This window comes from Streptomyces sp. BK79 (genome assembly GCF_044142145.1).
In the GTDB taxonomy this organism is placed as follows: domain Bacteria; phylum Actinomycetota; class Actinomycetes; order Streptomycetales; family Streptomycetaceae; genus Streptomyces.
Window position 1 is genome coordinate 148,312 of record NZ_JBHVOC010000022.1, and the last position, 24,019, is coordinate 172,330.

General features: G+C 69.8%; 22 protein-coding genes and 2 pseudogenes. 12 read left to right on the forward strand and 12 right to left on the reverse strand.

What is annotated here, in order from left to right:
* Positions 1 to 5 precede the first annotated feature (5 nt).
* Positions 6 to 1,742 carry an alpha-glucosidase gene (locus tag ACFIF2_RS26230; RefSeq protein ID WP_395575696.1) on the reverse strand — a complete coding sequence of 579 codons (1,737 nt, stop codon included), beginning with the start codon at positions 1,740 to 1,742 and terminating at the stop codon, positions 6 to 8.
* An 87-nt stretch (positions 1,743 to 1,829) separates the two neighbouring features.
* Positions 1,830 to 3,014 (reverse strand): ROK family protein, encoded by a 1,185-nt coding sequence (locus ACFIF2_RS26235; protein ID WP_395575697.1) that lies wholly within the window; start codon positions 3,012 to 3,014, stop codon positions 1,830 to 1,832.
* An 868-nt stretch (positions 3,015 to 3,882) separates the two neighbouring features.
* Between ACFIF2_RS26235 and ACFIF2_RS26240 the strand changes: the two genes are divergently transcribed.
* From ACFIF2_RS26240 to ACFIF2_RS26250, 3 genes are all read left to right on the forward strand, one after another.
* Positions 3,883 to 6,219, forward strand: coding sequence for a family 49 glycosyl hydrolase (locus ACFIF2_RS26240; protein WP_395575698.1), 2,337 nt, complete (start codon positions 3,883 to 3,885; stop codon positions 6,217 to 6,219).
* Between the two features lie 113 nt (positions 6,220 to 6,332).
* Positions 6,333 to 6,779, forward strand: a complete 447-nt coding sequence (locus ACFIF2_RS26245) for a DoxX family protein (RefSeq protein ID WP_395575699.1) — start codon at positions 6,333 to 6,335, stop codon at positions 6,777 to 6,779.
* Between the two features lie 84 nt (positions 6,780 to 6,863).
* The gene (locus ACFIF2_RS26250) at positions 6,864 to 7,520 is read left to right on the forward strand and encodes a lytic polysaccharide monooxygenase (RefSeq protein ID WP_395575700.1); all 657 of its coding nucleotides are present in this window, start codon (positions 6,864 to 6,866) and stop codon (positions 7,518 to 7,520) included.
* 365 nt (positions 7,521 to 7,885) lie between these two features.
* On the opposite strand, the gene ACFIF2_RS26255 is transcribed toward ACFIF2_RS26250, so the two are convergent.
* From ACFIF2_RS26255 to ACFIF2_RS26275, 5 genes are all read right to left on the reverse strand, one after another.
* Complete coding sequence (locus tag ACFIF2_RS26255) at positions 7,886 to 9,598, reverse strand: aldehyde dehydrogenase family protein (RefSeq protein WP_395575701.1); 1,713 nt, start codon at positions 9,596 to 9,598, stop codon at positions 7,886 to 7,888.
* Between the two features lie 28 nt (positions 9,599 to 9,626).
* Complete coding sequence (locus tag ACFIF2_RS26260; protein ID WP_395575702.1) at positions 9,627 to 10,925, reverse strand: MFS transporter; 1,299 nt, start codon at positions 10,923 to 10,925, stop codon at positions 9,627 to 9,629.
* 29 nt (positions 10,926 to 10,954) lie between these two features.
* On the reverse strand, positions 10,955 to 11,890 hold the full coding sequence (locus ACFIF2_RS26265; RefSeq protein WP_395575703.1) for a TauD/TfdA dioxygenase family protein: 936 nt from the start codon (positions 11,888 to 11,890) through the stop codon (positions 10,955 to 10,957).
* A gap of 184 nt (positions 11,891 to 12,074) precedes the next feature.
* Positions 12,075 to 12,677 carry a TetR/AcrR family transcriptional regulator gene (locus ACFIF2_RS26270; protein WP_395575704.1) on the reverse strand — a complete coding sequence of 201 codons (603 nt, stop codon included), beginning with the start codon at positions 12,675 to 12,677 and terminating at the stop codon, positions 12,075 to 12,077.
* Positions 12,678 to 13,131: 454 nt separating this feature from the next.
* The gene (locus ACFIF2_RS26275) at positions 13,132 to 13,398 is read right to left on the reverse strand and encodes a hypothetical protein (protein ID WP_395575705.1); all 267 of its coding nucleotides are present in this window, start codon (positions 13,396 to 13,398) and stop codon (positions 13,132 to 13,134) included.
* A 614-nt stretch (positions 13,399 to 14,012) separates the two neighbouring features.
* Between ACFIF2_RS26275 and ACFIF2_RS26280 the strand changes: the two are divergent.
* The 5 genes and pseudogenes from ACFIF2_RS26280 to ACFIF2_RS26300 form a co-directional block, all read left to right on the forward strand.
* Positions 14,013 to 14,171, forward strand: a pseudogene (locus ACFIF2_RS26280) (helix-turn-helix domain-containing protein); the annotation flags it as partial.
* Between the two features lie 65 nt (positions 14,172 to 14,236).
* A complete protein-coding gene (locus ACFIF2_RS26285; protein ID WP_395575706.1) occupies positions 14,237 to 14,911 on the forward strand; it encodes a DJ-1/PfpI family protein in 675 nt (224 codons plus the stop codon).
* Positions 14,912 to 15,220: 309 nt separating this feature from the next.
* A complete protein-coding gene (locus ACFIF2_RS26290; RefSeq protein WP_395575707.1) occupies positions 15,221 to 15,463 on the forward strand; it encodes a transposase domain-containing protein in 243 nt (80 codons plus the stop codon).
* Positions 15,456 to 15,650, forward strand: a complete 195-nt coding sequence (locus ACFIF2_RS26295) for a hypothetical protein (protein WP_395575708.1) — start codon at positions 15,456 to 15,458, stop codon at positions 15,648 to 15,650. Before ACFIF2_RS26290 ends, ACFIF2_RS26295 begins: the two co-directional genes overlap by 8 nt.
* A 191-nt stretch (positions 15,651 to 15,841) precedes the next feature.
* Positions 15,842 to 17,527 carry a ribonuclease J gene (locus ACFIF2_RS26300; protein WP_219186089.1) on the forward strand — a complete coding sequence of 562 codons (1,686 nt, stop codon included), beginning with the start codon at positions 15,842 to 15,844 and terminating at the stop codon, positions 17,525 to 17,527.
* A gap of 393 nt (positions 17,528 to 17,920) precedes the next feature.
* Here the strand turns inward: ACFIF2_RS26300 and ACFIF2_RS26305 are convergent, their stop codons facing one another.
* Both ACFIF2_RS26305 and ACFIF2_RS26310 read right to left on the reverse strand, forming a co-directional pair.
* Positions 17,921 to 19,039, reverse strand: coding sequence for a fatty acid desaturase family protein (locus tag ACFIF2_RS26305; RefSeq protein WP_395575709.1), 1,119 nt, complete (start codon positions 19,037 to 19,039; stop codon positions 17,921 to 17,923).
* A gap of 7 nt (positions 19,040 to 19,046) precedes the next feature.
* Positions 19,047 to 20,102 carry a ferredoxin reductase gene (locus ACFIF2_RS26310; protein WP_395575710.1) on the reverse strand — a complete coding sequence of 352 codons (1,056 nt, stop codon included), beginning with the start codon at positions 20,100 to 20,102 and terminating at the stop codon, positions 19,047 to 19,049.
* Between the two features lie 87 nt (positions 20,103 to 20,189).
* Between ACFIF2_RS26310 and ACFIF2_RS26315 the strand changes: the two genes are divergently transcribed.
* Positions 20,190 to 21,329, forward strand: coding sequence for a PucR family transcriptional regulator (locus ACFIF2_RS26315; RefSeq protein WP_395575711.1), 1,140 nt, complete (start codon positions 20,190 to 20,192; stop codon positions 21,327 to 21,329).
* Complete coding sequence (locus tag ACFIF2_RS26320; RefSeq protein WP_395575712.1) at positions 21,326 to 21,454, forward strand: hypothetical protein; 129 nt, start codon at positions 21,326 to 21,328, stop codon at positions 21,452 to 21,454. Before ACFIF2_RS26315 ends, ACFIF2_RS26320 begins: the two co-directional genes overlap by 4 nt.
* A gap of 75 nt (positions 21,455 to 21,529) precedes the next feature.
* Here the strand turns inward: ACFIF2_RS26320 and ACFIF2_RS26325 are convergent, their stop codons facing one another.
* Entirely contained in the window at positions 21,530 to 21,856 is a 327-nt protein-coding gene (locus ACFIF2_RS26325; protein ID WP_395575713.1) for a hypothetical protein, read from the reverse strand.
* A gap of 337 nt (positions 21,857 to 22,193) precedes the next feature.
* Between ACFIF2_RS26325 and ACFIF2_RS26330 the strand changes: the two are divergent.
* Positions 22,194 to 22,346: pseudogene (locus ACFIF2_RS26330) on the forward strand (XdhC family protein); the annotation flags it as partial.
* A 112-nt stretch (positions 22,347 to 22,458) separates the two neighbouring features.
* A complete protein-coding gene (locus ACFIF2_RS26335; RefSeq protein WP_395575714.1) occupies positions 22,459 to 22,944 on the forward strand; it encodes a hypothetical protein in 486 nt (161 codons plus the stop codon).
* 117 nt (positions 22,945 to 23,061) lie between these two features.
* On the opposite strand, the gene ACFIF2_RS26340 is transcribed toward ACFIF2_RS26335, so the two are convergent.
* Positions 23,062 to 23,358, reverse strand: a complete 297-nt coding sequence (locus ACFIF2_RS26340; RefSeq protein ID WP_395575715.1) for a hypothetical protein — start codon at positions 23,356 to 23,358, stop codon at positions 23,062 to 23,064.
* Between the two features lie 261 nt (positions 23,359 to 23,619).
* Positions 23,620 to 23,766 carry a hypothetical protein gene (locus ACFIF2_RS26345; protein WP_395575716.1) on the reverse strand — a complete coding sequence of 49 codons (147 nt, stop codon included), beginning with the start codon at positions 23,764 to 23,766 and terminating at the stop codon, positions 23,620 to 23,622.
* Positions 23,767 to 24,019: the final 253 nt, after the last annotated feature.

Here is a 24,019-nt window from a genome sequence, read left to right on the forward strand (position 1 = left end):
TGGTGTCAGCTGGTGCGGCGGCGGTGGACGCGGGCTTCCCACGGCTGCAGGGTGTGCTGGGCCGCGAGCGGTGCGGTGGCGGGGACGTTGGCGATGAGGGTCTCGCTGTGTTCCCAGCCGTCGGGCAGGTCGACGGTGAGGTCGGTGCCGCTGAAGTTGGCCAGGACGAGCAGTTCGGTGCCCCGGTCCGCGTCGTGGCGGGTGAAGGCGTAGAGCTGTTCGTGGTCGGGATGGAGCATGTGGAAGTCGCCGTGCGTGAGGGCGGACTCGGTGTGGCGCAGGGCGATCAGGCGCCGGTAGTAGTGGAAGACCGATTCCGGGTCGGCGAGCTGGGCCTTGGCGTTGACGTCCGTGTGATCGGGGTTGACGGCGATCCACGGGACCCCGGTGGTAAAGCCTGCGTGTTCGGTGGCGTCCCACTGCATCGGGGTGCGGGCGTTGTCCCGGCTGCGGTGCCGCAGCCCCCGCATGACGGCGTCGGCATCGGTTCCGCGCGCGGTCTGCTCGCGGTAGTGGTTGAGGGACTCGATGTCCCGCAGGTCGTCGACGGAGGTGAACGGGGCGTTGGCCATGCCCAGTTCCTCGCCCTGGTAGACGAAGGGCGTGCCTCGGTGCAGGTGCAGGACGGTGGCCAGCAGCTTGGCGGAGCGGCCCCGGTATGCGGGGGTGTCGTCGCCGAAGCGGGAGACCACCCGGGGCTGGTCGTGGTTGTTCCAGTACAGGCTGTTCCAGCCGGTGTCGCCCAGGCCGGTCTGCCAGCGGCCGAGGCTGGCCTTGAGGTCGGTCAGTTTCAGGGGCCGGACGTCGAACTTGCCGCCGGGGCCCTGATCGAGCCCGACGTGCTCGAACTGGAAGACCATGTCGAGCTCGCGGCGGGCGGGGTCGGTGAAGAGCTTGGCCTCCTCCACCGTGACGCCGGGCATCTCGCCGACGGTGAGCAGCCGGCGAGGATGGCGGTCGAAGACCTCGCGGTGCATCTCGGCGATGTAGTCGTGGATGCGAGGGCCGCACACGTAGTAGGGGTGGCCGAAACCGTAGCGGGCGCCCTCGGGGACGATCCCGTCGGGCAGGGCCGGGTCCTTGGAGATCAGATTGATGACGTCCATGCGGAAGCCGTCGACCCCGCGCTCCAGCCACCAGCGCATCATCGCGTACACGGCCTGCCGGACTTCGGGGTTGTCCCAGTTCAGGTCGGGCTGCTTGCGGGAGAAGGTGTGCAGGTAGTACTCGCCGCTGGCGACGTCGTACGTCCATGCGGGACCGGAGAACCACGACTCCCAGTTGTTCGGTTCCGCTCCCGGCGCTCCGGGCTCCATGCCCTCACGGGGCGGGCGCCAGATGTACCAGTCGCGCCGCGGTCCGCCTGGTCCGCCGTCGCGGGAGGCGGTGAACCAGGGGTGCTCGTCGCTGGTGTGATTGACGACCAGGTCCATCACCAGCTTCATGCCACGTTCGTGCACCGAGGTCAGCAGCCGGTCGAAGTCGGCCAGCGTGCCGAAGAGCGGGTCGATGTCCTGGTAGTCGCTGATGTCGTAGCCGTTGTCGTCGTGCGGCGAGGGATAGACGGGGGAGAGCCACAGCACGTCCACGCCGAGCTCGGACAGGTAGTCCAGGCGCTCGATGATGCCTTGGAGGTCGCCTACGCCGTCCGCGTCGGAGTCGGCGAAGGAGCGCGGGTAGATCTGGTAGACCACCGCGTTGCTCCACCAGGAGTCGGCAGGGCTGGCTACGTTTTCCGGCACGTCAAACCTCATCGTGTGTGATCGACTACTCAAAGTGAAGAGGGAGGGGAAGGGAGGGCCGTGGTGACGGTCGGCGGCGGCAGTGGGTCAGGAGATGGCCGCGCCCACCGCGTCACGGATGACGAGGCAGGCCGCGCCTCGGGCCCACAGGTCGTGGCGGACAGGGTCGACGTGGACGTCGCAGTCGCGGGCAGCCGTGGAGAACGCGTGCGCCTCCAGTGCCTGTGACGCCGCTGGGCCGAAGAGGTCGTGAGCGACCGCTCCTTCTCCGGCGATGATGATCTTTTGCAGGTTCAGCAGGTTGCACATGCCGGCCAGTCCGCGCCCCAGGGCGGCTCCTGCTTCGGCGAACGCGGAGCGGGCGACCACCTGGGCGGACCCGCCTGCGGGCGAGCGGGCGATCTCAATGGCTTCGGAGATCGTGGTACAGGGGATACCGGCATCCTGCATATGGCGCAGGACAGCCCGGTCCCCGGCGAGAGCCTCCAGGCAGCCGCGGCGGCCGCAGCTGCACATCGGGCCCGCGGGGTCGAGCGGCAGATGCCCGAGTTCGCCGGCCAGGCCGGTGGCGCCGGAGAACAGGGTTCCATCGAGGAGGAGGCCGCAGCCGATTCCGGGGCCGACGGTGACGACGGCGAAGGAGTCGACGTCACGGCCCTGCCCGAACCAGCGTTCGGCGACGACCAGGGTGTTGACGTCGTTGTTCACGACGACCGGCAGACCGGTCGCCTCGCGCAGCGGGCCGGCCACGTCGACCTTGTCCCAGCCGAGCAGGGCCGAGTAGCGGCAGATGCCAGCGCCCGAGTCGACGTGGCCGCTGACCCCGACTCCCATCCCCAGTACCCTGTCCGCCGCTTCGGGCGCCTCGGAGAGGAGCCTGCTGGTCAGGGCTGCGGCGGCGGACAGGGCGGTCTCGGGTGTGCAATCCGCGATCGGTTCCTCAGCGCGGGCCAGGACGTTGGCCGCCATGTCGGTGACCACTCCGGAGACCTGCGCGGGACCGATCTTCGTGCCGACGACGATGTGCTTGTCCGGATTGACGTGGAGCATCTTCTGCGGCCGGCCGCGCCCCTGGGGAGCGGCGTCCGATTCGCGCAGGTAGTCGTGCTCCAGGAGCGGGGGAAGCATCCGGGTCACGCTCGAGGGGACGAGGCCCAGGCGCTGGGCGAGCTGGGTACGCGAGATGGGACCCGCGGTGAGGACGGTCGCGAAGATCTCCGCCCGGGTCTGCTCACCGACAAGCTCCGAGAAACGGATCTTGGACGGGCTCATCACGCGCGCCTCCAAAGGTGTAGTCGGTCAAGGGCTGGTCTGTCCGGTCCGCTTCCATCGAACCCGATGCGGCGCGTGCCGTCGTCCATGACGCCGAAACCGTGGCACGAGCAGGGACAGGGAGATCATCACGCTCTCCTTCCGCCTCGCTCCCGGGGCCGGTCGGGTGCCCCGGGCCGGCTGGACATGACGGGAGTCTGTCCCCGCAGTTTTCGTGCGTCAAGAAAGAAAACAGCGTGTTACGCAACCGTAATCGCCTCCGGTGCTCCTGCTGCCTGGGTAAGAAGTCCTGGTCTGAGGCCTCGGTTCGGTCGCAGGGGGACTGAGTGGTGAGGAATCCTGTTCATTTCGTTGACACGGGGAAGAAATGACGGGACGTTATCCGGCGACCGCACAGCGCTGGGCGCAACATCCGGCGCTCGGGCGGCACCCCAGGGACCCGTTGTCTGCGCCGTTGGCGCGCTCAGCGGCGTGCGTGCTGCGTCGACCGGCCCGGGCGGGGTGGAGGGCCGGAGTGTCCCGGCCCCCTCGGATGAACCCCGGCGCACGCGCCACTCGCTCTTGCCTGCCGAAGGGAGGACTCCTGCACTGACCCGGTCACCGGCCCGCGACGAGGCCGTGGCCAGCCGATCCGCCGGGCATCCGGCCATCCGGCCTTCCACGTGCACGTAGCCCGGACCGGCCGGGGGCACGCAGTTTCCGCCCCCGGCACACCAGTAGGAACCCACCGGTAGCCGCCTCGGCCGCGCTTCCCCCTGATGCGTGTCGTCTTGCCGGCGTGCGCGGTGATGGAGCCGCCCGAACGAACGGCTCGGGACGGTGCAGAGACGCCGGTGGACCCCCTGTCGCCAAGGAGAAGGACATCAGCATGCCCGCAGCAGCACTGAGACGACTGGCGGCGATCGCCGTCGGTCTGGCGCTGGCACTGGCCTCGGTCATCGTGCCCGTCAGCACGGCCGTGGCCGGAACACCCCCGAGCCGCCCCGCCCCTGACGCCCGGGCCGCATCGGCGGCAGAGCCGGCACCCGCGGACACCACCGCCCTGAAGACGTGGTGGCACGACAACTACGAGTTCAACACCACCAGCCCGGTGGGCAACGACAAGGTCCGGCGGTCGTCGTTCTACGACGTGAAGGTCGCCACCGCGGCGGCGCCGACGACGAAGTACGACTCGTTCGCGTACATGAGCATCCCGCGCAGCGGCAAGGGCAAGATCGGCTACACCAAGGAGGACGGGGCCGAGTTCTCCTCGTCCGCGAACCTCACCATGAGCTGGTCGTCCTTCCAGTACACGACCGACGTGTGGGTCGACGTGACCCTGCGCACCGGTCAGACGATCTCCTCGGCCGACCAGGTCAAGATCAAGCCGAGCAGCCTGGACTTCGCCAAGGAACTGGTCGACAGCAAGACCGTACGCGTCAAGGTGCCCTACAGCTCGGCCGGCTACCGGTTCTCCGTCGAGTTCGACCCGCAGCTGTACACGGCGTACAACGACATGTCCGGCCCCGCGACCGACGCCGGCAAGCTGACCACCCAGGGCGGCGGCGGCAACCGGGCCATCCACACCGAGCCCCGCAACTCCATGATGATCTTCGCGGAGCCGGCGCCGACGGGCGCGGAGGCCGAGCGGCTGATCCCGACGGCGTCCTCGGGCAGCACCTACTACCCGCCTCAGGGCCAGGTCACCAACCTGAACACGATCAGCGAGGAGATCGTGTACTTCCGCCCCGGCACCTACTACATGACGTCCAAGTACCACGCGCTGCTGCCCAAGCAGGTCAAGTGGGTCTACCTGGCTCCCGGCGCATATGTGAAGGGCGCCATCCGGTTCCCTGACGACAGCCAGGGCCTGTACAAGGTGACCGGCCAGGGCGTGCTCTCCGGTGAGCAGTACGTCTACGAGGCAGACACCAGCAACAACTACGATCACCTCTCCGGCGCGTCCAACTGCCACACCAGCTGCGTGAAGATGCTTCAGTTCGCCTCCGCGCAGGGCCGGCAGCAACACCTGGACCTGCAGGGCGTGACCATCAACGAGCCGCCCTACCACTCCTTCGTCGTCTACGGCGACGAGCAGACCTTCAGCATGCGGGTCGACAACTACAAGCAGGTCGGGTCCTGGTACTGGCAGACCGACGGCATCGAGCTCTACCGCGGCAGCACCATGAAGAACACGTTCTTCAACGCCAACGACGACGTACTGAAGATGTACCACAGCGACGTCAGCATCGATAACACCGTCATCTGGAAGAACGAGAACGGCCCCGTCATCCAGTGGGGCTGGACCCCGCGCAACATCGACAACGTCCGGGTGAACAACACCCACGTCATCCACAACCGCATGTACTGGAAGGACGTCAAGTACAACACCTGCATCCTCAACTCCTCCTCGCACTGGGAGAACACCGGCTCGACCACCACGGCCGACCCGGGCGCATGGGTGAAGAACATGACCTTCGAGAACATCACCGTCGAAGGCATGACCAACTGCGCGATCCGCGTCTTCGCCCTGTCCAGCACCGAGAACATCCACGTCAAGAACCTCAAGATCGGCGCATGGAACCAGCTCGACCCGTCCTCCCAGGTCAGCCTCCTCAAGCGGTACTCCAACAGCGCCGGACAGAAGGTGACTCTCGGCAACGAGACGCGTGACAGCCGCGGCCTGAAGCTGGAGAACTACACCGTCGGCGGCACCGTCATCCAGAAGTCCGGCAACAACTGGGCAGCCGACCAGCCCGGCCGGATCGGCTTCGACGCCGAGACCTGGGACAACTGGAACGCCTGGGGCCCCGGCGGCAGCAACCCCGACCCCGGCCCGGTCACCGGCGGCAAGATCCTCAACGGTGCGACGAACAAGTGCATCGACCGCGCCGGCGGCTCCACCGCCAACGGCACCGCCGTCCAGCAGTGGACCTGCGCCGACGTGCCCTCGATGAGCTGGGCGCTCGACGGTCGGCAGCTGAAGTCCGGCGGCAAGTGCCTGGACGTCGAAGGCGGCGCCACCGCCAACGGCACCAAGGCGCACCTGTGGGACTGCGGCAGCTGGGACAGCCAGAAGTGGACCTTCCAGTCCAACGGCACCCTGAAGAACGTCAAGTCCGGACGCTGCCTCGACCTCGAAGGCCAGAGCACCGCCGACGGCGCCCGCCTGCACCTGTGGGACTGCGGCACCTGGGCCAGCCAGAAGTGGACCCTCGCCTCCTGACCCACCCCGGTGGCCGCCGGCGACCCACCGCCGCCGACGGCCACCGACCCCCGCACCACGCTCCTCTCTCGAGGAAGCGTCACCCCCGCTCGCCGCTGAGAAAGGGCATCACCGTGGAGACACCCACCAGGTACCAGGGACCGGTGCTCGGCCTGTTCCGGATCGTGCTCGGACTGCTGTTCGCCTGCCACGGGGCGGCAACGCTCTTCGACGTGCTCGGCGGACCGCACGGGCAGCCCCCCAGCACCGGCCAGTGGCCCGGATGGTGGGCGGCAGTGATCCAGCTGCTCGGCGGCGCCCTCGTCCTGCTCGGCCTGGGCACCCGGCCGGCCGCCACCGTGTGCTCGGGCTCCATGGCGTACGCCTACTTCGTCCACCACCAGAGCGACGGTCTGTTCCCGCTGGAGAACGGCGGCGAGCAGGCGGCCCTGTTCTGCTGGGCCTTCCTGCTGGTCGCAGTCCTCGGCCCCGGCCGATGGTCCGCGACCGAGCTGCTCGCCCTCTCCACCCACCGCAAGCAGCACCCGCGAAGGGAGGTGACTGACAGGCGCAGCAGCTGACCCCACCCAACAGCCTGTCATGAGCACGTAAATCACTGGTCGTATCGGCCTGTGATTCCCCGAAGGACACGGAGGAAGAGCACCATGAACCGCGTACCCGCGACCGCGGCCGGCCGCACCGCCCTGGGCGCCGCCGTACTGGCCACCAGCCTGCTCGGCGTGCTCGCCCAAGCGCCGACGGCCGCCGCACACGGCACGGTCATCACCCCGGAGACCCGCAACTACGGCTGCCTGCAGCGCTGGGGCTACACCGAGCCCAACGAGTCCCAGGACCCCATGTGCTACCGCACCTACCACGAGAACGCCAACGCCATCGGAGCGTGGAAGGCCGTCTACGCCAACAACACCGGCGACAACTACAAGCAGGTCATCCCCGACGGCCAGATCTGCAGCGCCGGCGGCCAGGGCGAGACGAACTACCGGCCGCTCGACCGCCCCGGTCCGTGGAAGATGACCGACATCGGCTCCGACTTCACCGTCGACCTCTACGACGAGGCCCGGCACGGCGCCGACTGGCTCGAGGTCTACGTCACCAAGCAGGGCTTCAACCCCGAGTACGAGCTCATCGGGTGGGACGACCTCGAACTGGTGAAGAAGACCGGCCGCTACCCCTACCAGGCGCACTACGTCACCGACGTCAGCACTTCCGGCTACAGCGGACGTCACGTCGTGGTGACCGTCTGGAAGGCGTCCCACATGGACCAGAAGTACTTCCTGTGCAGCGACGTCAACTTCAGCTGAAACCGGCGAGACCCAGCTGAACCACACCACGGCACACCGGCCTCGCGAGGCGCACACCTCGCGGGGCCTTCCCCCCTCCCTCTCACCGGTCGACTGCCGCGGCCGGACCGGTCGTCTCACGGAGGACCCATGCTCCTGACCGGGAGACCGCGGCCGCCGCCATGACGAAGCTCGCCGGTGGCCCGCTGCCCACAACCGTGGCCATGCCGCTGCTGGGCACCGCGGAGACCTTGATCGGAATCGCTCCACCACAGGCGAATGCCAGCTACACCAGGAGCCTGCCAACGACGTGCCGCCCAGGGCACGCTATGCCGCTCTGGTCTCTTAGGGCTTAACGCTCTACCCCACCATGACCGGTGATCGGCTCAGCCGCGAAGGGCCGACGCGAAGATGCCCGGCAGCCGGGCCGGTCGCGGGTCCGTGGCGTAGGCCGTGAGGCGTGCCATCGTCGTGAGTCCGGTGCGGTTGGTGACGTAGTAGGGCGGCCGGGGGGACAGTGATGGGGAGCCGGTGAACAGGCCGCGCGGCGCGGGTGCGAACGGGGCCCGCAGCACGGTCTTCTCCACGTCCTCCAGCAGGAAGGCGTTGTGCACGAATCCGATGCCGCTGCCGATGTCCTGGCGGGAGTGGCCGGGGAAGGCGCCCCATGGTGTGTAGCCGAGCAGGAAGCCGAACGCCGACCAGCAGTTGACGCCGAGGGTGCCGTAGCGCAGTGCGGCGACGGTCTCGTCCACGGTGACGCGGTGGGCGCGTTCGGTACGGGGGTGGACGAGGAGCGTGGCGCCGAGGGTGCCGGGCAGCCGGTCGTTGGCGAACTCGGTTGCCGCGCGCAGGAAGCCGGGCACGTCGTCGCCCGGGAGGCGGACCACGCCCAAGGCGCTCGCGAAGACCTCGTCGGTGAGCATCATGTCGTCGGCGTCGGCAATGTCCGGGACCAGGAGGCGGCAGGTGTCGTCGCCGTGGGTTTCGGCCTCGGGATGGGCGCGGGTCACCGCGGCGAGGCGGTCGGCCGCGCCGGGGTAGTAGTCGTCTCGCTGTGGGAGTTCGCCGAGGACGCGGCGGATCTCGGTGAGCAGCCTCTCGGTGCCGTCCCAGTGGCGGGGCACGAGCAGGACCTGGGTGGCGACGCAGTTGTGGCCGGAGTTGTTCAGTTTGCTGGTGACGATGTGCTCGGCCTGGAAGCGGAAGTCCGCCGCGCTCCACGGCCCCGGCGTCACGATGCAGGGGCTGACGCCGCCCAGCTCGCTGGTGAACGGCTTGTCGTTGAGCGGGGTGTCCGCGTGCCGGCGCTCCTCGCCCTGCTCGCCGGTGCCCCACACGATGGCGTCGTGGGTGCGCTCGCTGCCGGTGACGTGGATGGTGTCGACGTCGTCGTGGACGGTGAGGTACGCGCCCTCGGCGGCGCCTCCGTCGACGAAGCGGACCCAGCCGCGTTCCACGAACTCGGTGAACACCTTCTCGAAGTGCGGGCGCAGGTAGGCGTTGACCGGGTTCATCTTGGCGAGGACGACCTGGCCCTCCGCGTACAGCTTGTGCAGAATGTCGAGCGGGGTGATGGCCGGGACGTTCCCGGCGCCGAGGACCAGGGCGACGGCCGCGTCGCCGGGCCGGCCGCGGTACTCGCCCGCGGCGCGGGCCAGGACCTGCTCGCGGGTCGTGCCCGGCAGGGTCCACACCTCGGCGGTGAAGCCGTTGAGCAGGAGGCGGTCGGCGGGCGTGGCGGGGAAGACGTCGACGACGGTGCGGTCGTCGCGGGTGCGGACGGCCTTGGCGGGCACCGGGTCGTGCCCGGCGGCCAGTCGGCGCAGCACGTGCAGGTAGGCGCCCACGGTCTGGGCCAGTGCCCAGGGCGCGGTGACCCAGTCCTCGGCGGCCCAGTCGGACCGGGCGTCGTAGCCCTTGGCCCGGGCCGAGTCGGCGACCATGGCGGGCGCTCCGTCGCCGATGTGGGGGAGCATCCGCTCCAGCAGGCCGATCCGCTCGGTGAGCGGCGTCGCGGTCCAGGAGGCCGCGCGCTCGCGCAGGTCGGTGATGGCGCGGTCGAGGGGCGCGGTGTCGAGTGGGGGTGCGGTGGTCATAGGGGACCAGCTCCTCAAATGGGGGGCGTCAGCCGGGCAGGCGGGTGATGTCCCGTGCCGGGTCTATGAGCAGGAAGGACGCGGCGGCGCCCGCGGCGAGGAGCACTCCGGACAGCAGTACGGAGCTCTGGTAGCCGTCGGTGCCCTGGGCGTCGACGAGTGCCCCGACGAGAGCCGGCGCGGCGAGGCCGGCCGCTGTCACCACGGCGTTCATGGTGCCGAGGGCGCCGCCTTCGCGGGACGGCGGGGCGAGTTCGGCGACGGTGGTCGCGGCGATGGTGGCGTACGAGCCGCCGAAGCCGAAACCGAGGGCGATCAGCACGGTCTTCGCCGTCGTACCGTCGGCGAGCGGCAGTGCCAGGCAGCAGACGGCGCCGAGGACAAGGATCCAGCCGCCGACCCAGCCCCGGGCGCGGCGGCTGTCGACGCCGCGCCGCATCAGCCGGCCGGTGATGCCCGCCTGCGCGAGGAGGACGAAGGCGCCGATCGTCCACGGTGCGATGACGACGGTGCCGGCCTCGTGGGCCGAGTAGCCGAGGCCGTTGCGCAGGTAGGACGGCAGCCAGGCCAGCATCAGGGCCACGGTCCAGTAGCTGGTGAAGTAGGCGAGGGTGGCGCCGATCCAGGTGCGGCTGGCGAAGATCCTCCGGTACGGGACCGCCGCCCGCGTCTTCTCCGGGCGGTCACCGGCGGCCGTGGCGGGCCGGTGCCGGCCGTCCGCGCCGAGGGCGGCCCAGGCCGCGGCCCAAATGGCACCGATGGCCACGAGCACCCACAGGGCGGCGCGCCATCCGTGGTGCTGGATCACCCAGGACAGGCCGGGCGCCGAGATGATCACGCCGAGGGTGACGCCGAGGGTGATGAGGGCGCCGGGGAGGTTGCGCCGGTGGTCGGGGAACCAGGCCAGTGTGGCCTGCTGGGCGACGGGGAAGGCCGGACCCTCCGCCGCGCCCAGGAGGAGCCGGGAGGCGACCAGGACGGCGAAGCCGCCGCCGATCGCCGCGGGTACCTGGGCCACGGACCACAGCGCGGCCATCACCAGGAGCAGCCGCTTCGGTGACATCTGGTCGGCGGCGAGCCCGACCACGACCGCGGCCACGGAGAACAGGAGGAAGAACGCGCTGTTGACGAGGCCGAACTGGGTGGCGCTCAGATGGAGGTCCGCGCGGATCTCGTCGGCGGCGAGGCCGAGGACGGACTTGTCCGCGAAGTTGACCATCATGAAGACCACGAGCAACACGGTCACCGTCCAGGCGCGCCGACGGTCTCTGCCGGTGGCCTCGGTGGTCCCCGTGGGGTGCTGGGGCACGGTGGGTACCGCGGTCATGGGTGCTCCTCGGGAGAGGGGAGAGCGGGTCAGGACAGCGGGACACCGGCGATGGCGATGCGCTCCATCACCCGGCGCTGCGGGAAGTAGTCGTTGACCGCGTAGTGCTGGGTGGCGATGTTGTCCCAGATCGCGATGGAGTCGGACTCCCAGTGGAAGCGGATCTGGAACTCGGGGATGCGGGCCTGGAGCACCAGGATGTCGAGCAGTTCGCGGTTCTCCTCGTCCGAGAGGCCCTTGATGTGGCGGGTGAACGGCTCGTTCACGTAGAGGGTCTTGCGGCCACTGCGCGGGTGGCACACGACGACGGGGTGCTCGACCTGTGGCCAGGTCTCGCGGAAGGCGGCCTTCTGCTCGTCGTTCATCAGGGCGCCCCAGCTGGGCTCCCAGTCGTGGACGGCGGTGAGGTCCTCGATCCGCTCCTTGAGGTCGGCGGGCAGGTTGTCGTAGGCGGCAGCCATGTCCGCCCACATCGTGTCGCCGCCGGCGGCGGGCACGTCCACGGCGCGCAGGACGGCGCCGAGCGACGGATTGGCCATGAACGAGTGGTCGCTGTGCCAGATGTTCTTGTTGCCCGCGGCCTTGGCGTCCTTGGCGAGCCGGGAGATGCCCGGCGTGCCGGTCCGCGCGAAGAACGGGTTCGCCTCCGGCGGTCCCCAAACACCGGACAGGGCGAGCTGGTGCTCGGCGGTGAAGCCGGTCTGGCCGCGGAAGAAGATCACCTTCCACTCGAGCAACGCCTGGCGCAGCTCCGCGGCGAGTTCGTCGGTGATCGGCCGGGTCAGGTCGACGCCGCCGAGCACGGCGCCGAAGTGCGGGGTGAGCGGGGCGATGTCCAACAGTCGGTACGCGAACTGCTCGGCGCCGGGGGCGAGTCGATTTAGCACCCGGCTGCCGTAGTGCATCAAGGGCTTGTCGAGCACGGGCTTGGGATTGGCCACAGGGGTCGAGGCGACGGCCTGCATGGGGTACCTCCCGACAGCGGACTGATTACGTAACCGGCAGTATCGATATTGGTTCGTGGCGATGCAAGGGGTCGGGACGACTTGCTTCGACGAATGGCCAGGGAAGGCGGAGTGACCGATTCCGGGCATGGCGAAGCGGCGCACCCGGCCACGGCCCAACTTGCGCGCCAGGAAGGGCGGGGGATTACGGCCGGGTGCCGACCGCCCTGCCGATCAGATCCACCACCGAGTCGACGAGCGCCTCGTCCGGCATCCGCTGCTCACCGACCATGCGGAAGACCAGGGACGCCGCCACGAGCGTCGCGGCGTCGGCCACGTCGACGTCCGGCCGGACGTCACCGCGCGCCACCCCGCGCTCCAGCAGGTGACGTGTCTCGCTCATCACGCGGGACGTGTAGGCGCGGTAGGCGCCGGGCTCGGCACCCGCCTCGGCGGCGGCGCCGATCACCCCGGCAAGCAGCCGGTCGACGCCGGGCTGCCGGTACGCCTCCATGCGTGCGGTCAGCACGGCGCGCAGTTCCGCCCGGAAATCACCCATGTCGGGCACGGTCAACGGTCCGATCCGGGACTCCGCGGCGGCGATGACGAGGTCCTGCTTGGTGGACCAGCGCCGGTACATGGCGGGTTTGCTCACTCCGGCGCGGGCCGCCACGGCGTCCATGGTCAGGGCGTTCATGCCGCTCTCCGCCACCAGGTCGACGACGGCGTCCAGGACGGCCCGGGTGACGTGCGCCTGGCGGGGGCGCCCCGGCCCCCTTCGTGTGCTCTGTCCCTGATCGTCGGCCATGCCAAGACCCTATGCGGGCTCCGGCCGCCACCGCACCAGGGTTGGGGTTCAGCCACTCACGGCAGGCGCGTTCTCGGTTAGCAGGTCCTGCGGCACATGTCCCGTGCGTCCCCGAAGGGAAAGTCTGGATCTGGGTCGCCTGACCCGTACGGGTCAGAGTCAGCGACGACGTGGATACGGACGGCGGACGCGGATACGCGGTAGCAGTCCATGTCACTCGACGTGTTGCGCGTGAAGCGCTCCGGAATCGGTGGAGCCTCTATGCGTTGACTGCAGCCGTCGGTTGGGGCCGGGTGTTGAGCGTAGTGGTTGGTCTCGTGTTCGTGGGGCGGGATGTCCCCGATGGCGGTATGGAGGCGCTGGTTGTCGAACCAGTCGACCCATTCCGCGGTGCCGAGCTCCACGTCGGCCAGTCCGTGCCAGGGCCGGCGGGGCTTGATCAGCTCCGTCTTGTTTAGAGGCCGATCTGGCGGTCCATGAGCGCGTTGTCCAGTGCGTCGCCGACGGCGCCGATCGAGGCGTCGATGCCGGCCTCGAGCAGATGGGCGGTGAACGCGAAAGTCGTGTACTGACTGCCCGCGTCCGAGCGATGAACGAACCCGGGACCTGCGGGAATGCCAGCCCGGTCGCGGCGCCACCAGGCAATGTCAAAGGCGTCTAGGACGAGCTTGGCCCGCTTGCTGGTGGCGGCCGACCAGCCGTCGATCGCGCGGGAGAACACGTCTGCTCCGGGCAGTCGCCCGCTGCGTCCTGCGGGGCTGCCGCTTCGGTCTCGTCCGCGCTCAGGTGCCAGCGCAGCTTCGTGGCCACCCACTCGGCGATGTACCGGCAGGGCACCTCGGCGGCCGGCGGCAGCCACTGGGCCGGGTCCGGGCGCGACGCGCGCCTCCGCTGCGCTCCCTCGCGCGGCGGCCCTGCGCTACGCGCGGCCGGACCGCCGGGGCCGGCGCCCTGCGGGCGCACCCACCGGCCCGCAGCGGGCGGGTCCGCACGGCGGGTAAGGCGGATCCGCATGGCAGAAATGGTGGGGTACTCGTCATTGCCGCCATCGCCCAACCTGGCCACGATGGTCACCATGCAGCCACGCACCGTGCTCTTCATCCTCTACGACGGCGCCCAGAGCCTCGACGTCAGCGGACCTCTCGAGGTCTTCGCCGGCGCCGCCCGCCACCCCAGGGCTCGTACGAGGTGCGCACGGCGAGCGTCGGCGGCCGCCCCCCGCCCGCTGCTTCAGCGGACTGCGGCTGCCACCGGACGCAGGCCTGGCCGACGGGACCGCGCCGCACACGCTCGTGGTACCCGGCGGCGAGGGCGCCTTCCAGCCCGATCCGCGCCGCGCGCCGGCTGTTAGAGGACACGTCCGACGGCGTCGAGGAGATCTCACGCGCCTGCGGTTACGGCACCCCGGAGGCGATGCGCCGCGCTTTCGTGCGCACCCTGGGCACAGCCCCGGCCGAGTACCGCCGCCGCTTCAACCCCGTACCGGCGCGCTGAGCTTCAGCCGCCCGTCCGTCACACCGCAGAACAATGACCTGCGGCCCGCCGAATCGAGGAGCCCCATGCAGATTGCGATAGCCCTCTTCCCCCGCTTCACCTCGCTCGACGCTGTCGGGCCGTACGAGGTGCTGACCCGACTATCCCGGACCGACGTCGTCTTCGCGGCCGAGCGTCGCGGCCCCGTGCCGAACGAGTCCGGCGAGCTGTCCCTCGTCGCCGAGGCCACCCTCGACGAGGTGACGCGCCCGGACATCCTGCTGATGCCCGGCGGCCCGGGCGTCCTGGACCAGCTGTCGGAGGACGGCGCCCAACCGCTGGTGGAGTGGGTGCGCGCCGTCGACCCGCACACCACCTGGACCACCTCGGTCTGCGCCGGCTCCCTGATCCTCGGGGCGGCCGGACTGCTCAAGGGCCGCAGGGCCACGTCCCACTGGCTCGCTCTCGAGCAGCTCCCCGCCTACGGGGCGCAGCCCACCCTGGAGCGGGTGGTGGTCGACGGCAAGTACGTCACCGCCGCCGGCGTCTCCTCGGGCCTCGACATGGCGCTCACCCTCGCGGGCCGGATTGCGGGCGGGACGGAGGCTCAGGCCATCCAGCTCGCGATCGAGTACGACCCGCAGCCGCCGTATGACTCCGGCTCCCCGACGAAGGCTCCGGCGGAGGTGCACAAGGCCTTCCAAGCCCGGGTGGGCCAGCTGGTCCTGGGCGAGCCGGACCGACCGGGACTGACCAGGTGAAGCGCGTCTCCTTGCGCTCCAGAAACGCAGCGACGCCCTCCGCGCGGCCGCCTCTTCTTCAAACCCCTGCGGGATCTCCGGTGACATCACTGGTCGCAGAGGGCTCGGTCTGGTGGTTGGCCATACGCAGACCGGAGGCTCCGCTGTCGGGCCAGTGCGTCATCACCCGCGAGATCGCGGTAGCCGAAGGCCCCTTCGCCCCGGGCCAGCTGGGGAGTTGACGCAGCTCGTGCCGTTCGAGATGGTCGACGCGCTGCTCGACCGTGCGGGATCGTCCAGCAGCGACTGCGTAAACTGCCCGCTCGGGTAGTGGTCTACCTGTTGCTGGCGGCCGCGCTGTTCGAGGAGTGCGGCTACCTGACCGTGTGGTCCAAACTCACCAGCGCGCTGCGCGGCCTGCCCATACCGAAGATCACCGCGACTGGGCTGTGGCACGCCCGGGCCCGGGCCCGGCTGGGTAAGGGGGCCAACCGGACTCCCCGGCCCAGCGCCTCACCCCCGGTCAACCATCCAACCGGAACCCGCTACGTCATCGTCGCATCGAGTGTCTGAGCGAGCACCGGACGGCCTGGGCATCCGCGCCGGCGAGATCCGCTCGGACTCCTCCGCGGGGCCGGTCTACTTCGTACCGCACGACGTGGCAGCCGAGAGCCGGGCCCGCGAACTCGCATCTGCTTCACACGCCACCCTGTACGGAAACCTGACGCCGCTCGACCGCGCGATGCCTACCGCATCCTGACCAGCCGCCTTCAGGGCTCCAAGATCATCTCGTGGCAGCCTTGCGCTCACCTTGGCTGGACCCCGCCTTGACCCCTCCCTGTCCGGCCGCCGGCGTCATCGGAGCGTCCCCGGACACCCGATGTGGTGCCCCGACCCTGTCGGGAGGAGGGAGTGGATCATCCTGTCCCGTTCTCCGGGTACCGTCAGGGTATGAGTCATCCACACCCCGAACTGAAAGCCGCCCCTCCCCTTCCCGAAGGAGGTCTGCGGGTCATCGCCCTGGGCGGCCTGGGTGAGATCGGCCGCAACATGACCGTCTTCGAGCACGCGGGCAAGCTGCTCATCGTCGACTGCGGGGTGCTGTTCCCCGAGGAGACCCAGCCCGGCGTGGACGTGATCCTGCCGGACTTCACCTCGATCCGGGACCGGCTGGACGACATCGTGGCGGTGGTACTCACCCACGGTCACGAGGACCACATCGGCGGCGTGCCGTACCTGCTGCGCGAGCGGCGGGACATCCCGGTCGTCGGCTCCAAGCTGACGCTGGCGTTCCTGGAGGCCAAGCTCAAGGAGCACGGCATCCGGCCGCGCTCGGTGCGGGTGCGGGAGGGCGACCGGCGTGGCTTCGGGCCCTTCGACTGCGAGTTCGTGGCGGTCAACCACTCCATCCCGGACAGCCTCGCGGTCGCGATCCGCACCCGGGCCGGGATGGTGCTGCACACCGGCGACTTCAAGATGGACCAGTTCCCTCTCGACGACCGCATCACCGATCTGCGTGCCTTCGCCCGCCTCGGCGAGGAGGGCGTGGACCTGTTCCTCACCGACTCCACCAACGCCGAAGTACCCGGCTTCACCACCTCCGAGCGGGAGTTGAACCCGGCGATCGAGCAGGTGATGCGCACCGCGCCGCGCCGGGTCATCGTCTCCAGTTTCGCCAGCCATGTGCACCGCATCCAGCAGGTCCTGGACGCTGCCCACCAGCACGGCCGCAAGGTCGCCTTCGTCGGCCGGTCAATGGTCCGCAACATGGGCATCGCCCGGGACCTGGGCTATCTGAAGGTCCCCTCCGGTCTGGTCGTGAGCACGAAGGAGCTGGAGAAGCTCCCGGATCACAAGATCGCTCTGGTGTGCACCGGCTCCCAGGGCGAACCGATGGCCGCGCTGTCACGGATGGCCAACCGGGACCACATGATCCGCATCGGCAAGGACGACACCGTCCTGCTCGCCAGCTCTCTCATCCCCGGCAACGAGAACGCCATCTACCGGGTGATCAACGGTCTCACCCGGTGGGGTGCCCACGTGGTCCACAAGGGCAACGCCAAGGTGCACGTCTCCGGGCATGCCAGCGCCGGCGAACTCGTCTACTGCTACAACATCGTCAAGCCCCGCAATGTCATGCCCGTGCACGGCGAATGGCGCCACCTGCGGGCCAACGGCGACCTCGCCATCCGCACCGGTGTGGACCCCGACCGGGTGGTCATCGCCGAGGACGGCGTCGTCGTCGACCTGGTCGACGGGCGGGCGTCCGTCACCGGCAAGGTTCCCGCAGGCAACGTCTACGTGGACGGCATGGAGGTCGGCGGTGCCACCGAGGCGTCCCTCAAGGACCGTCTCACCCTCGCCGCCGAAGGCGTGGTCACGGTGGTGGCGATCGTAGACGCGGACACCGGCGCCCTCGCCGAGGCCCCCGACTTCCTGGCCCGGGGCTTCGTCCACGACGACGCCACCTTCGAGCCGGTCATCCCCGTCATCGAGAAGACGCTGGCCACCGCTGCCGAGGAAGGCGTCGGGGACGCCCGCCAGCTCGAACAGCTCGTGGCCCGCGCCGTGGCGAACTGGGCGTTCCGCACCCACCGCCGCAAGCCCCTGATCATCCCCGTGATCATCGACGCCTGAGCAATACCCGGGCAGGCGTCCGGGGCGGACGCCGATGTGCGAGAGGTGAAACCCGGCGACGAGTCGGTCTGGATGTCCAGCCTCGTCACCGGCCCACCGGGTTCGCCCGGGCGGCCCGGTGACGAGCGCTGCGCCGGGCATCCCGCAGCACCTCCAGCAGCTGACCTGCCGCCCGAGCAGCAACGTGACGGCCACGGGCATCAGAAACGCGGACAGCCCCGTGCACCGGCCAAAGGAGGAGGGAAAGTCCGTCGGACATGACGCTCATTTGACGCTCCGGCCGCCTCACAGCCGACGTGTCCCGATGACGCATCACGTGGAATGCGTGGCGATTCTGGAGCCCGCGGACAAGGGCGCCTGACCTCGGGTTCGTGAGCCAGGCGCTTGCAACAATCAGGCGGCGACGAGCTCCTGCTCGCCGTCCGGCGTTCCGACCTCGGGCTTCTTGTTCGGCAGCGAGAGCCGGATGACCTTGCGCCACGCGGAGAACACCTGCTTGGGCAGTGGCCCTGTGACGTACTCCAGCTCGTACTTCTCGAACAGGGCGCGCACCTTCACCGCGACCTCGGCGTACCGGTTGCTCGGCAGATCGGGGAACAGGTGGTGTTCGATCTGGTGCGACAGATTGCCGGTCATGAAGTGCATGGCCTTGCTGCCGCTGATGTTTGCCGAGCCCATCATCTGGCGCAGGTACCACTGGCCGCGCGTCTCGTCCTTGATCGACCGGCGCTCGAAGACCTGCACGCCCTCGGGGAAGTGTCCGCACATGATCACCGAGTGGGACCAGAGGTTGCGGACGAGGTTGGCCGTGAACGTGGCGGCGAGCGTGGGGAGGAACGATGGGCCCGACAGCAGCGGGTGGATCACGTAGTCCTTGAGAACCTGTTTGCGGATCTTGCGGCCCACGGCCTTGGCCCGCGCGCGGAACTCCGGGTTCTTGCGGCGGCGCTTGTCCAGGTTCTTGCCGAGCTCCAGGTCGTACGCTGCGATGCCGTACTCGAAGAAGCAGGCGTTGATGAAGTTCCACAGCGGCTGGCCGAGGTGGAACGGGTGCCACTTCTGGTCCTCGTCGACGCGCATGATGCCGTAGCCGAGGTCGTTGTCCTTGCCGATCACGTTGGTGTACGTGTGGTGCAGCTCGTTGTGCGAGTGCTTCCACTGGTCGGCCGGCGAGACGTGGTCCCACTCCCAGGTGGTGGAGTGGATCTTCGGGTCCCGCATCCAGTCCCACTGGCCGTGCAGGATGTTGTGGCCGATCTCCATGTTGTCCATGATCTTCGCCACGGACAGACCGGCGGTGCCGATCAGCCATGCGGGCGGGAACATCGAGAACAGCAGCACGCCCCTGCTGACCAGCTCCAGCTTGCGCTGGGCGGCGATGACCTTACGGATGTAGGCGGCGTCCTTCTCGCCTCGGCTGCTGATCACCTCGTCGCGGATCGCGTCCAGCTCGCGGCCGAGCTCCTCGATCTGCTCCGCGGTCAGGTGGGCGGTGGGGTCGATGGCGGTCAATGTGCTCCTACCGTTCGATGTCGCAGGGGCCCGCCGCGGCGGACACGCAGGTCTGGATGAGGACGCCCGGCTCGGCCTCGGTGAGCTCGCCGGTACGCAGGTCGCGGACGGCGCCCGCCTTGAGTGGGGTGACGCAGCCGAAGCAGATGCCCATGCGGCACCCGGAGGGCATGAGCACGCCGGCCTCCTCGCCGACGTCCAGCAACGGCGTGACGCCGTCCGCGTCGACGGTCTTGCCGGTGGCGCTGAACGTGACCTCGCCGCCGTCACCGGCGACGACGATGCTGGGGCGGAAACGCTCGGTGTGCAGGCGTTCTTGTACGCCGTGCTCCGTCCAGTGCTCTTCGACGGCGTCGAGCAGACCTGCGGGCCCGCAGGCCCAGGTCTCCCGCTCGGCCCAGTCGGGTACGAGTTCACCGAGACGGGCGATGTCGAGTATGCCGTCGGTGTCGGTGTGCACCTCGGTGAGCCGCAGCTTCTTGTCCGCGGCCAGGTCGTGCAGCTCGTCGCGGAAGATGACGTCCTGCGGCTGTGGCGCGCAGTGGACCATGACGACGTCGTCGAACTCGGTGTCGCGCAGCATGCCCATCACGGGTGTGATGCCGCTGCCGGCCGTCAGGTAGAGCACCTTGGCGGGCTTGGTCTGCGGCAGCACGAAGTCACCGGTCGGCTGGTCGAGCTGGATCAGCGTGCCCGGTTTCGCCCTGTGGACCAGGTGGTTGCTGACCTTGCCGTCCGGGATCGCCTTCACGGTGATCGTGACGCGGCCGTCCTGCCGGTTCGTCGGTGAGGTGAGGGAGTAGGCACGCCACAGGCGCACCCCGTCGACGTCGACCCCGATCCGCAGGTACTGACCGGCTGTGTGGCCGCGCCAGCCCCGTCCCGGCCTGATCACGACGGTCGCGGCGTCATCCGTCTCGGGGTGCACGGCTTCGATGCGCCCCCGCAGCTCAGCGCCCGCACGCAGTGGGCTGACCAGGTCGAGGTAGTCCGACGGCAACAGCGGCGTCGTGACCATCTCCAGTAGTTTCCACGCCCTGCTGCGAAGGGCTGCACTCGTCATGACTCCAGCTTGCTGTGTCTCAGGGCGTAAAGTCCTGACCGTAGGACGTGAATCTGGTGGGTGGAATTGTTCGCAGGGAATAAAAACGTGAGTCGTGTAACCCAGTGGGCCAGCGAGCTGGCCCTGGACGAGGCGACGGTCACCGCACTTCGGGCCGCGCTGAAGGCCACCGCCGACGAGGTCGTCCAGGCGATCATCGACGAGGTGCCTCCCTACGCCAACGCCCTCTCGGGCAGCATGGGCGGCACCATCCGCCGAGCCGTGCGCACCGCCCTCGGCCACTACCTGGACCTCGCGAGCGGGAACGCCACGGGCGGCGACGGCGGTGACGCGGCCTACGAGCTGGGCCGCGGCGAGGTGCGCGACGGCCGTTCGATGGACGCTCTGCTCAGCGCCTACCGCGTCGGCGCCCGCGTGGCCTGGCGATGCCTGGCAGCGGGCGCCGTGTCCGCAGGTCTGCCCGCCGCCGAGGTCGCCAAGTTCGCCGAGCTGACCTTCGCCTACATCGACGAGCTCTCCGCCGCGAGCGCCGCGGGCCACGCCGACGAACTGGCCGCCCGGGGCAGGGCCCACGAGCGCCACCTGGAACACCTGGTCCGCGACCTCCTCGCCGGCGCGAGCCCGGACGTGTTGCTGGCCTCTGCTCAACGGGCCGGATGGCAGCCTCCGGTTACGCTGACCGCGGTCCTGCTGCCCGCCGCCCAGACCCGGCCCGCCTACCGCGCGCTCGACCCGAGCACCCTCGTCCTCGACGATCTGCCGGACGCCACCGGTGTCCTGCTCGTCCCGGATGCCGACCGATCACATCTGTTGCGGCAGCTGACCGACCGCACCGCCGTGGTCGGCCCGGCCCGGCCATGGACTCGTGCGTCCGCCTCGTACGCACGAGCCGCACGCGCGCGCTCCCTCTCCCCTGATATCCGCGACACCGAGGACCACCTGCCCGAGCTGGTGCTGAGCGCCGATGTGGACGCGTTCGCAGACCTGCGTACCCGAGCCCTCGCACCGTTGCGCACCTTGCCTGTCGCGACCGCACAGCGGCTGGAGGAGACGCTGCGGGCGTGGCTGCTGCACCAGGGCAGGCGGGACGAGGTGGCGGCGGCGCTGTTCGTCCATCCCCAGACAGTCCGGTACCGGATGTCGCAGCTGCGGGAGCTGTTTCCGGACCTCGCATCGCCCCACCGGGTCCTTGAACTGACGCTGGCGGTCGGTCTTCGGGCCAGTTGACACGTACTTCGACCGTCCACGAACTCTCGGCTGATCCCGGCATCGTGCTCGGTGTCTGCCTGGACGTCCTTGCGGCCGGGACGGTTCGGGTGAGCGACGCGATCAAGGTGCAGCAGGTCGGCTGACAGGGAGCGCTCCACCACGAGTCGCCCACCTGTCGTTCCGTCAGGCCCGCGTCTCGTACGACCAGCCACACCCGGTCACGACTGAGCGGGAATCGGCCGAGAAGGACGCCGGTCGCGTCGAGCAGGGTGTTGGCGAAGGCCGGAGCGACCGGTGGCGTTGATGTCGAAGAAGTCCGCGTTGATCGCGGCGACGGTACGCCGTCCCGCGCCCGGATCGTGCCGCTTCGCCATCTCGCTGACGGTCTGCGGCTTCGACGTCCTGCCGCTGTCGAGGTAGTCGACCTCCGTCCCCCTGGTGAGGTCCAAGCTCAGGGCGTCGGCGCGGAGCCACTTGTCCCGCTCCAGGCGGGAGAACGAGGTGAGCCGGGCGCCGGGGACGACCGGGCGGGTCTCCCGGGTCACGTCCAGCCCGTCCGGGCCCGCGGGGGCGGCCTTCGTCGGGCCCAGGCCAGCGGCCGCCGGGGAGGGGCGTTGTCGCTTTCGTACGACAGGGGTCTTTCGTCACCACGTCCCCGACACGTGGGGCGGACAGGCGCGCGTCCAGCGGCAGAGAGCGGCAGGACCGGCCCGCCCGGACCAGTGGGACGGGAGAACAGGCGGGGAAGGTTGTGCGAATCCCTCCGGCAACACGTTCGTCACGTGCCCGCCTGTTCAGCGGCTTCCGCTGCGGCGCCGCACGCCGGTGGGCACCTTGACCATCCTGCCGTCGATCGATCCGCCTCCGTACGACGACGCCTAGTTCGACGTACCGCTGCTGAAGCCGGCGCTGCGCCTGCCGGTGGCCTACGCGGGCGCGATGGGCTCCCGCCGCACCCACCTGGACCGCAACGCGCGCCTGCGCGAGGTCGGCGTGGGCGACCTGGAGCTGTCCCGCCTCAGGTCGCCCATCGGTGAAGTGCCGACCGGATCCTGCGGTTGTGTGGCGTGATTGCCGCCGTTGACCGCCTTGTCCGCACCGTGTCACCTTCGGGCGTCGAAGCAGTCAGCCACGGAAGGGACACACGGTGACCACAGGCAGCGGGCACAGACGAGGCGGCGGCACCAGGATCGCCGTCACGCTCACGGCGATCCTGGTCGCGACGGCCGTGGCGGGACCGGCCACGGCAGCCGTCGGGGGTCCGCCGCCCGGCGCACAGGTGGCCGCGCAGTCGCGCGCGGTGAGCGACCCCACCCCCGACGAGCAGGAACAGTTGCGGGCCATCGCCGGGGCCATCTGGACGCCGGAGCTGGCGGCCGGCTGGAACATGAACGCGGAGGTGGCCAACGTACTGTCCACGGCCACTGGCGAGATCCTCAAGTGCAGCGAGGCGTTCGCCCTCGTGCCGCGTCCGGCCGGATTCGTGCCCGGACTCGGCTATCTGGTCAACTACTGGAAGAATCTTCGCGATTACTTCCTGGCCGTGAAGAGCGATCGGACGTACCGCGCCTGTGTGGTCACCGCCGCGGCCAACTACCGCTCACCCATCGAAATGGCCTCCATGGGCATCTGACCCGCCCGGCCGACGGACCGCGCGCCGCCCGTGGTTCTCGGCGCGCGCTCCTGTCGGCCGGTCCCCTGGCCCTCCGGCGAGGGCCGGCAGCGTCCGTCCGGGGACGGACCGGTGGCCTCAGCGCAGGACGTCTCGCAGCAGCCTGGGGTGCTCGACCGTCTGGCTCGACCCGGTGCGCCCGGCGACCGTCCCTACCTCGGGGATACCGCCCTTGGCCGCGCAGCGCGATGCGCACTCGACCGCGAGCGCGATGAACGCCCCGGCTTCCCGGACCGGTGTGCCGCGCAGCAGCGCGGGCAGGGCGGCCTCCAGTGCGGACCAGACCGAGGCGTACGCGCCGGTCTCGGCCGCCGCCCGCAGTGCGTCGATGACGGGCTTGGGTGAGCTCGACCGGTTGCGTATCAACGCCTGCAACTGCCCTCCTGTCGAGGACCAGGCGCACCGGTGTGTTGATGTCGACGTTGATGGTTCCGACGTCGTCACCGTCGAGGCCGGGGGAGAGGACGTCGAGGCGCGCGTGGACGCCACAGCAGGCGGAGAAGGACTCCAGCCGCAGCTGGTCGCCGCCGGCCGTGACGACCGGATCCAGGAAGGCCGACGGCCGCGGCCGGTAGTAGCGGCTGTCGGCTACGACGGCGACCGCGAGCAGCGCCGTCGCGGCGGCGGCCGGTGCGGTCAGGACCCGTCGAAGAACCGGGCGTTGGCCGCCTCGCCGTCCGGCGTGGCACCACTCGAGGTCTCCAGGGCGAGGGAGCGGCCGGCCGGGGTCTCGCGCACGGCGGACGCGTGCACGTAGGCGTAGGACTGGGTCGCTGAACTCACCCGCGAAGACCAGGTGTTGGCACTGACATCGCCCACTGGGACGCCGCCAGGAGGCGTACGGAAGCGGACTGCTGAACCTCGGCTGCCAGAAGGGCGGACAGGCGGGCCGGCCCGGCCGGCACCAGCACTGACGGGCATCGGCGGGTGCTGCGCGGCCTCCCCCCAGTGAGGTGCAGGCAGGTCGGTGACGACGGTGTGGGTGAACCCCGGTACGGTCCGCGGACCGCATCGAGTGGTTTACGCCTCCCGTCCG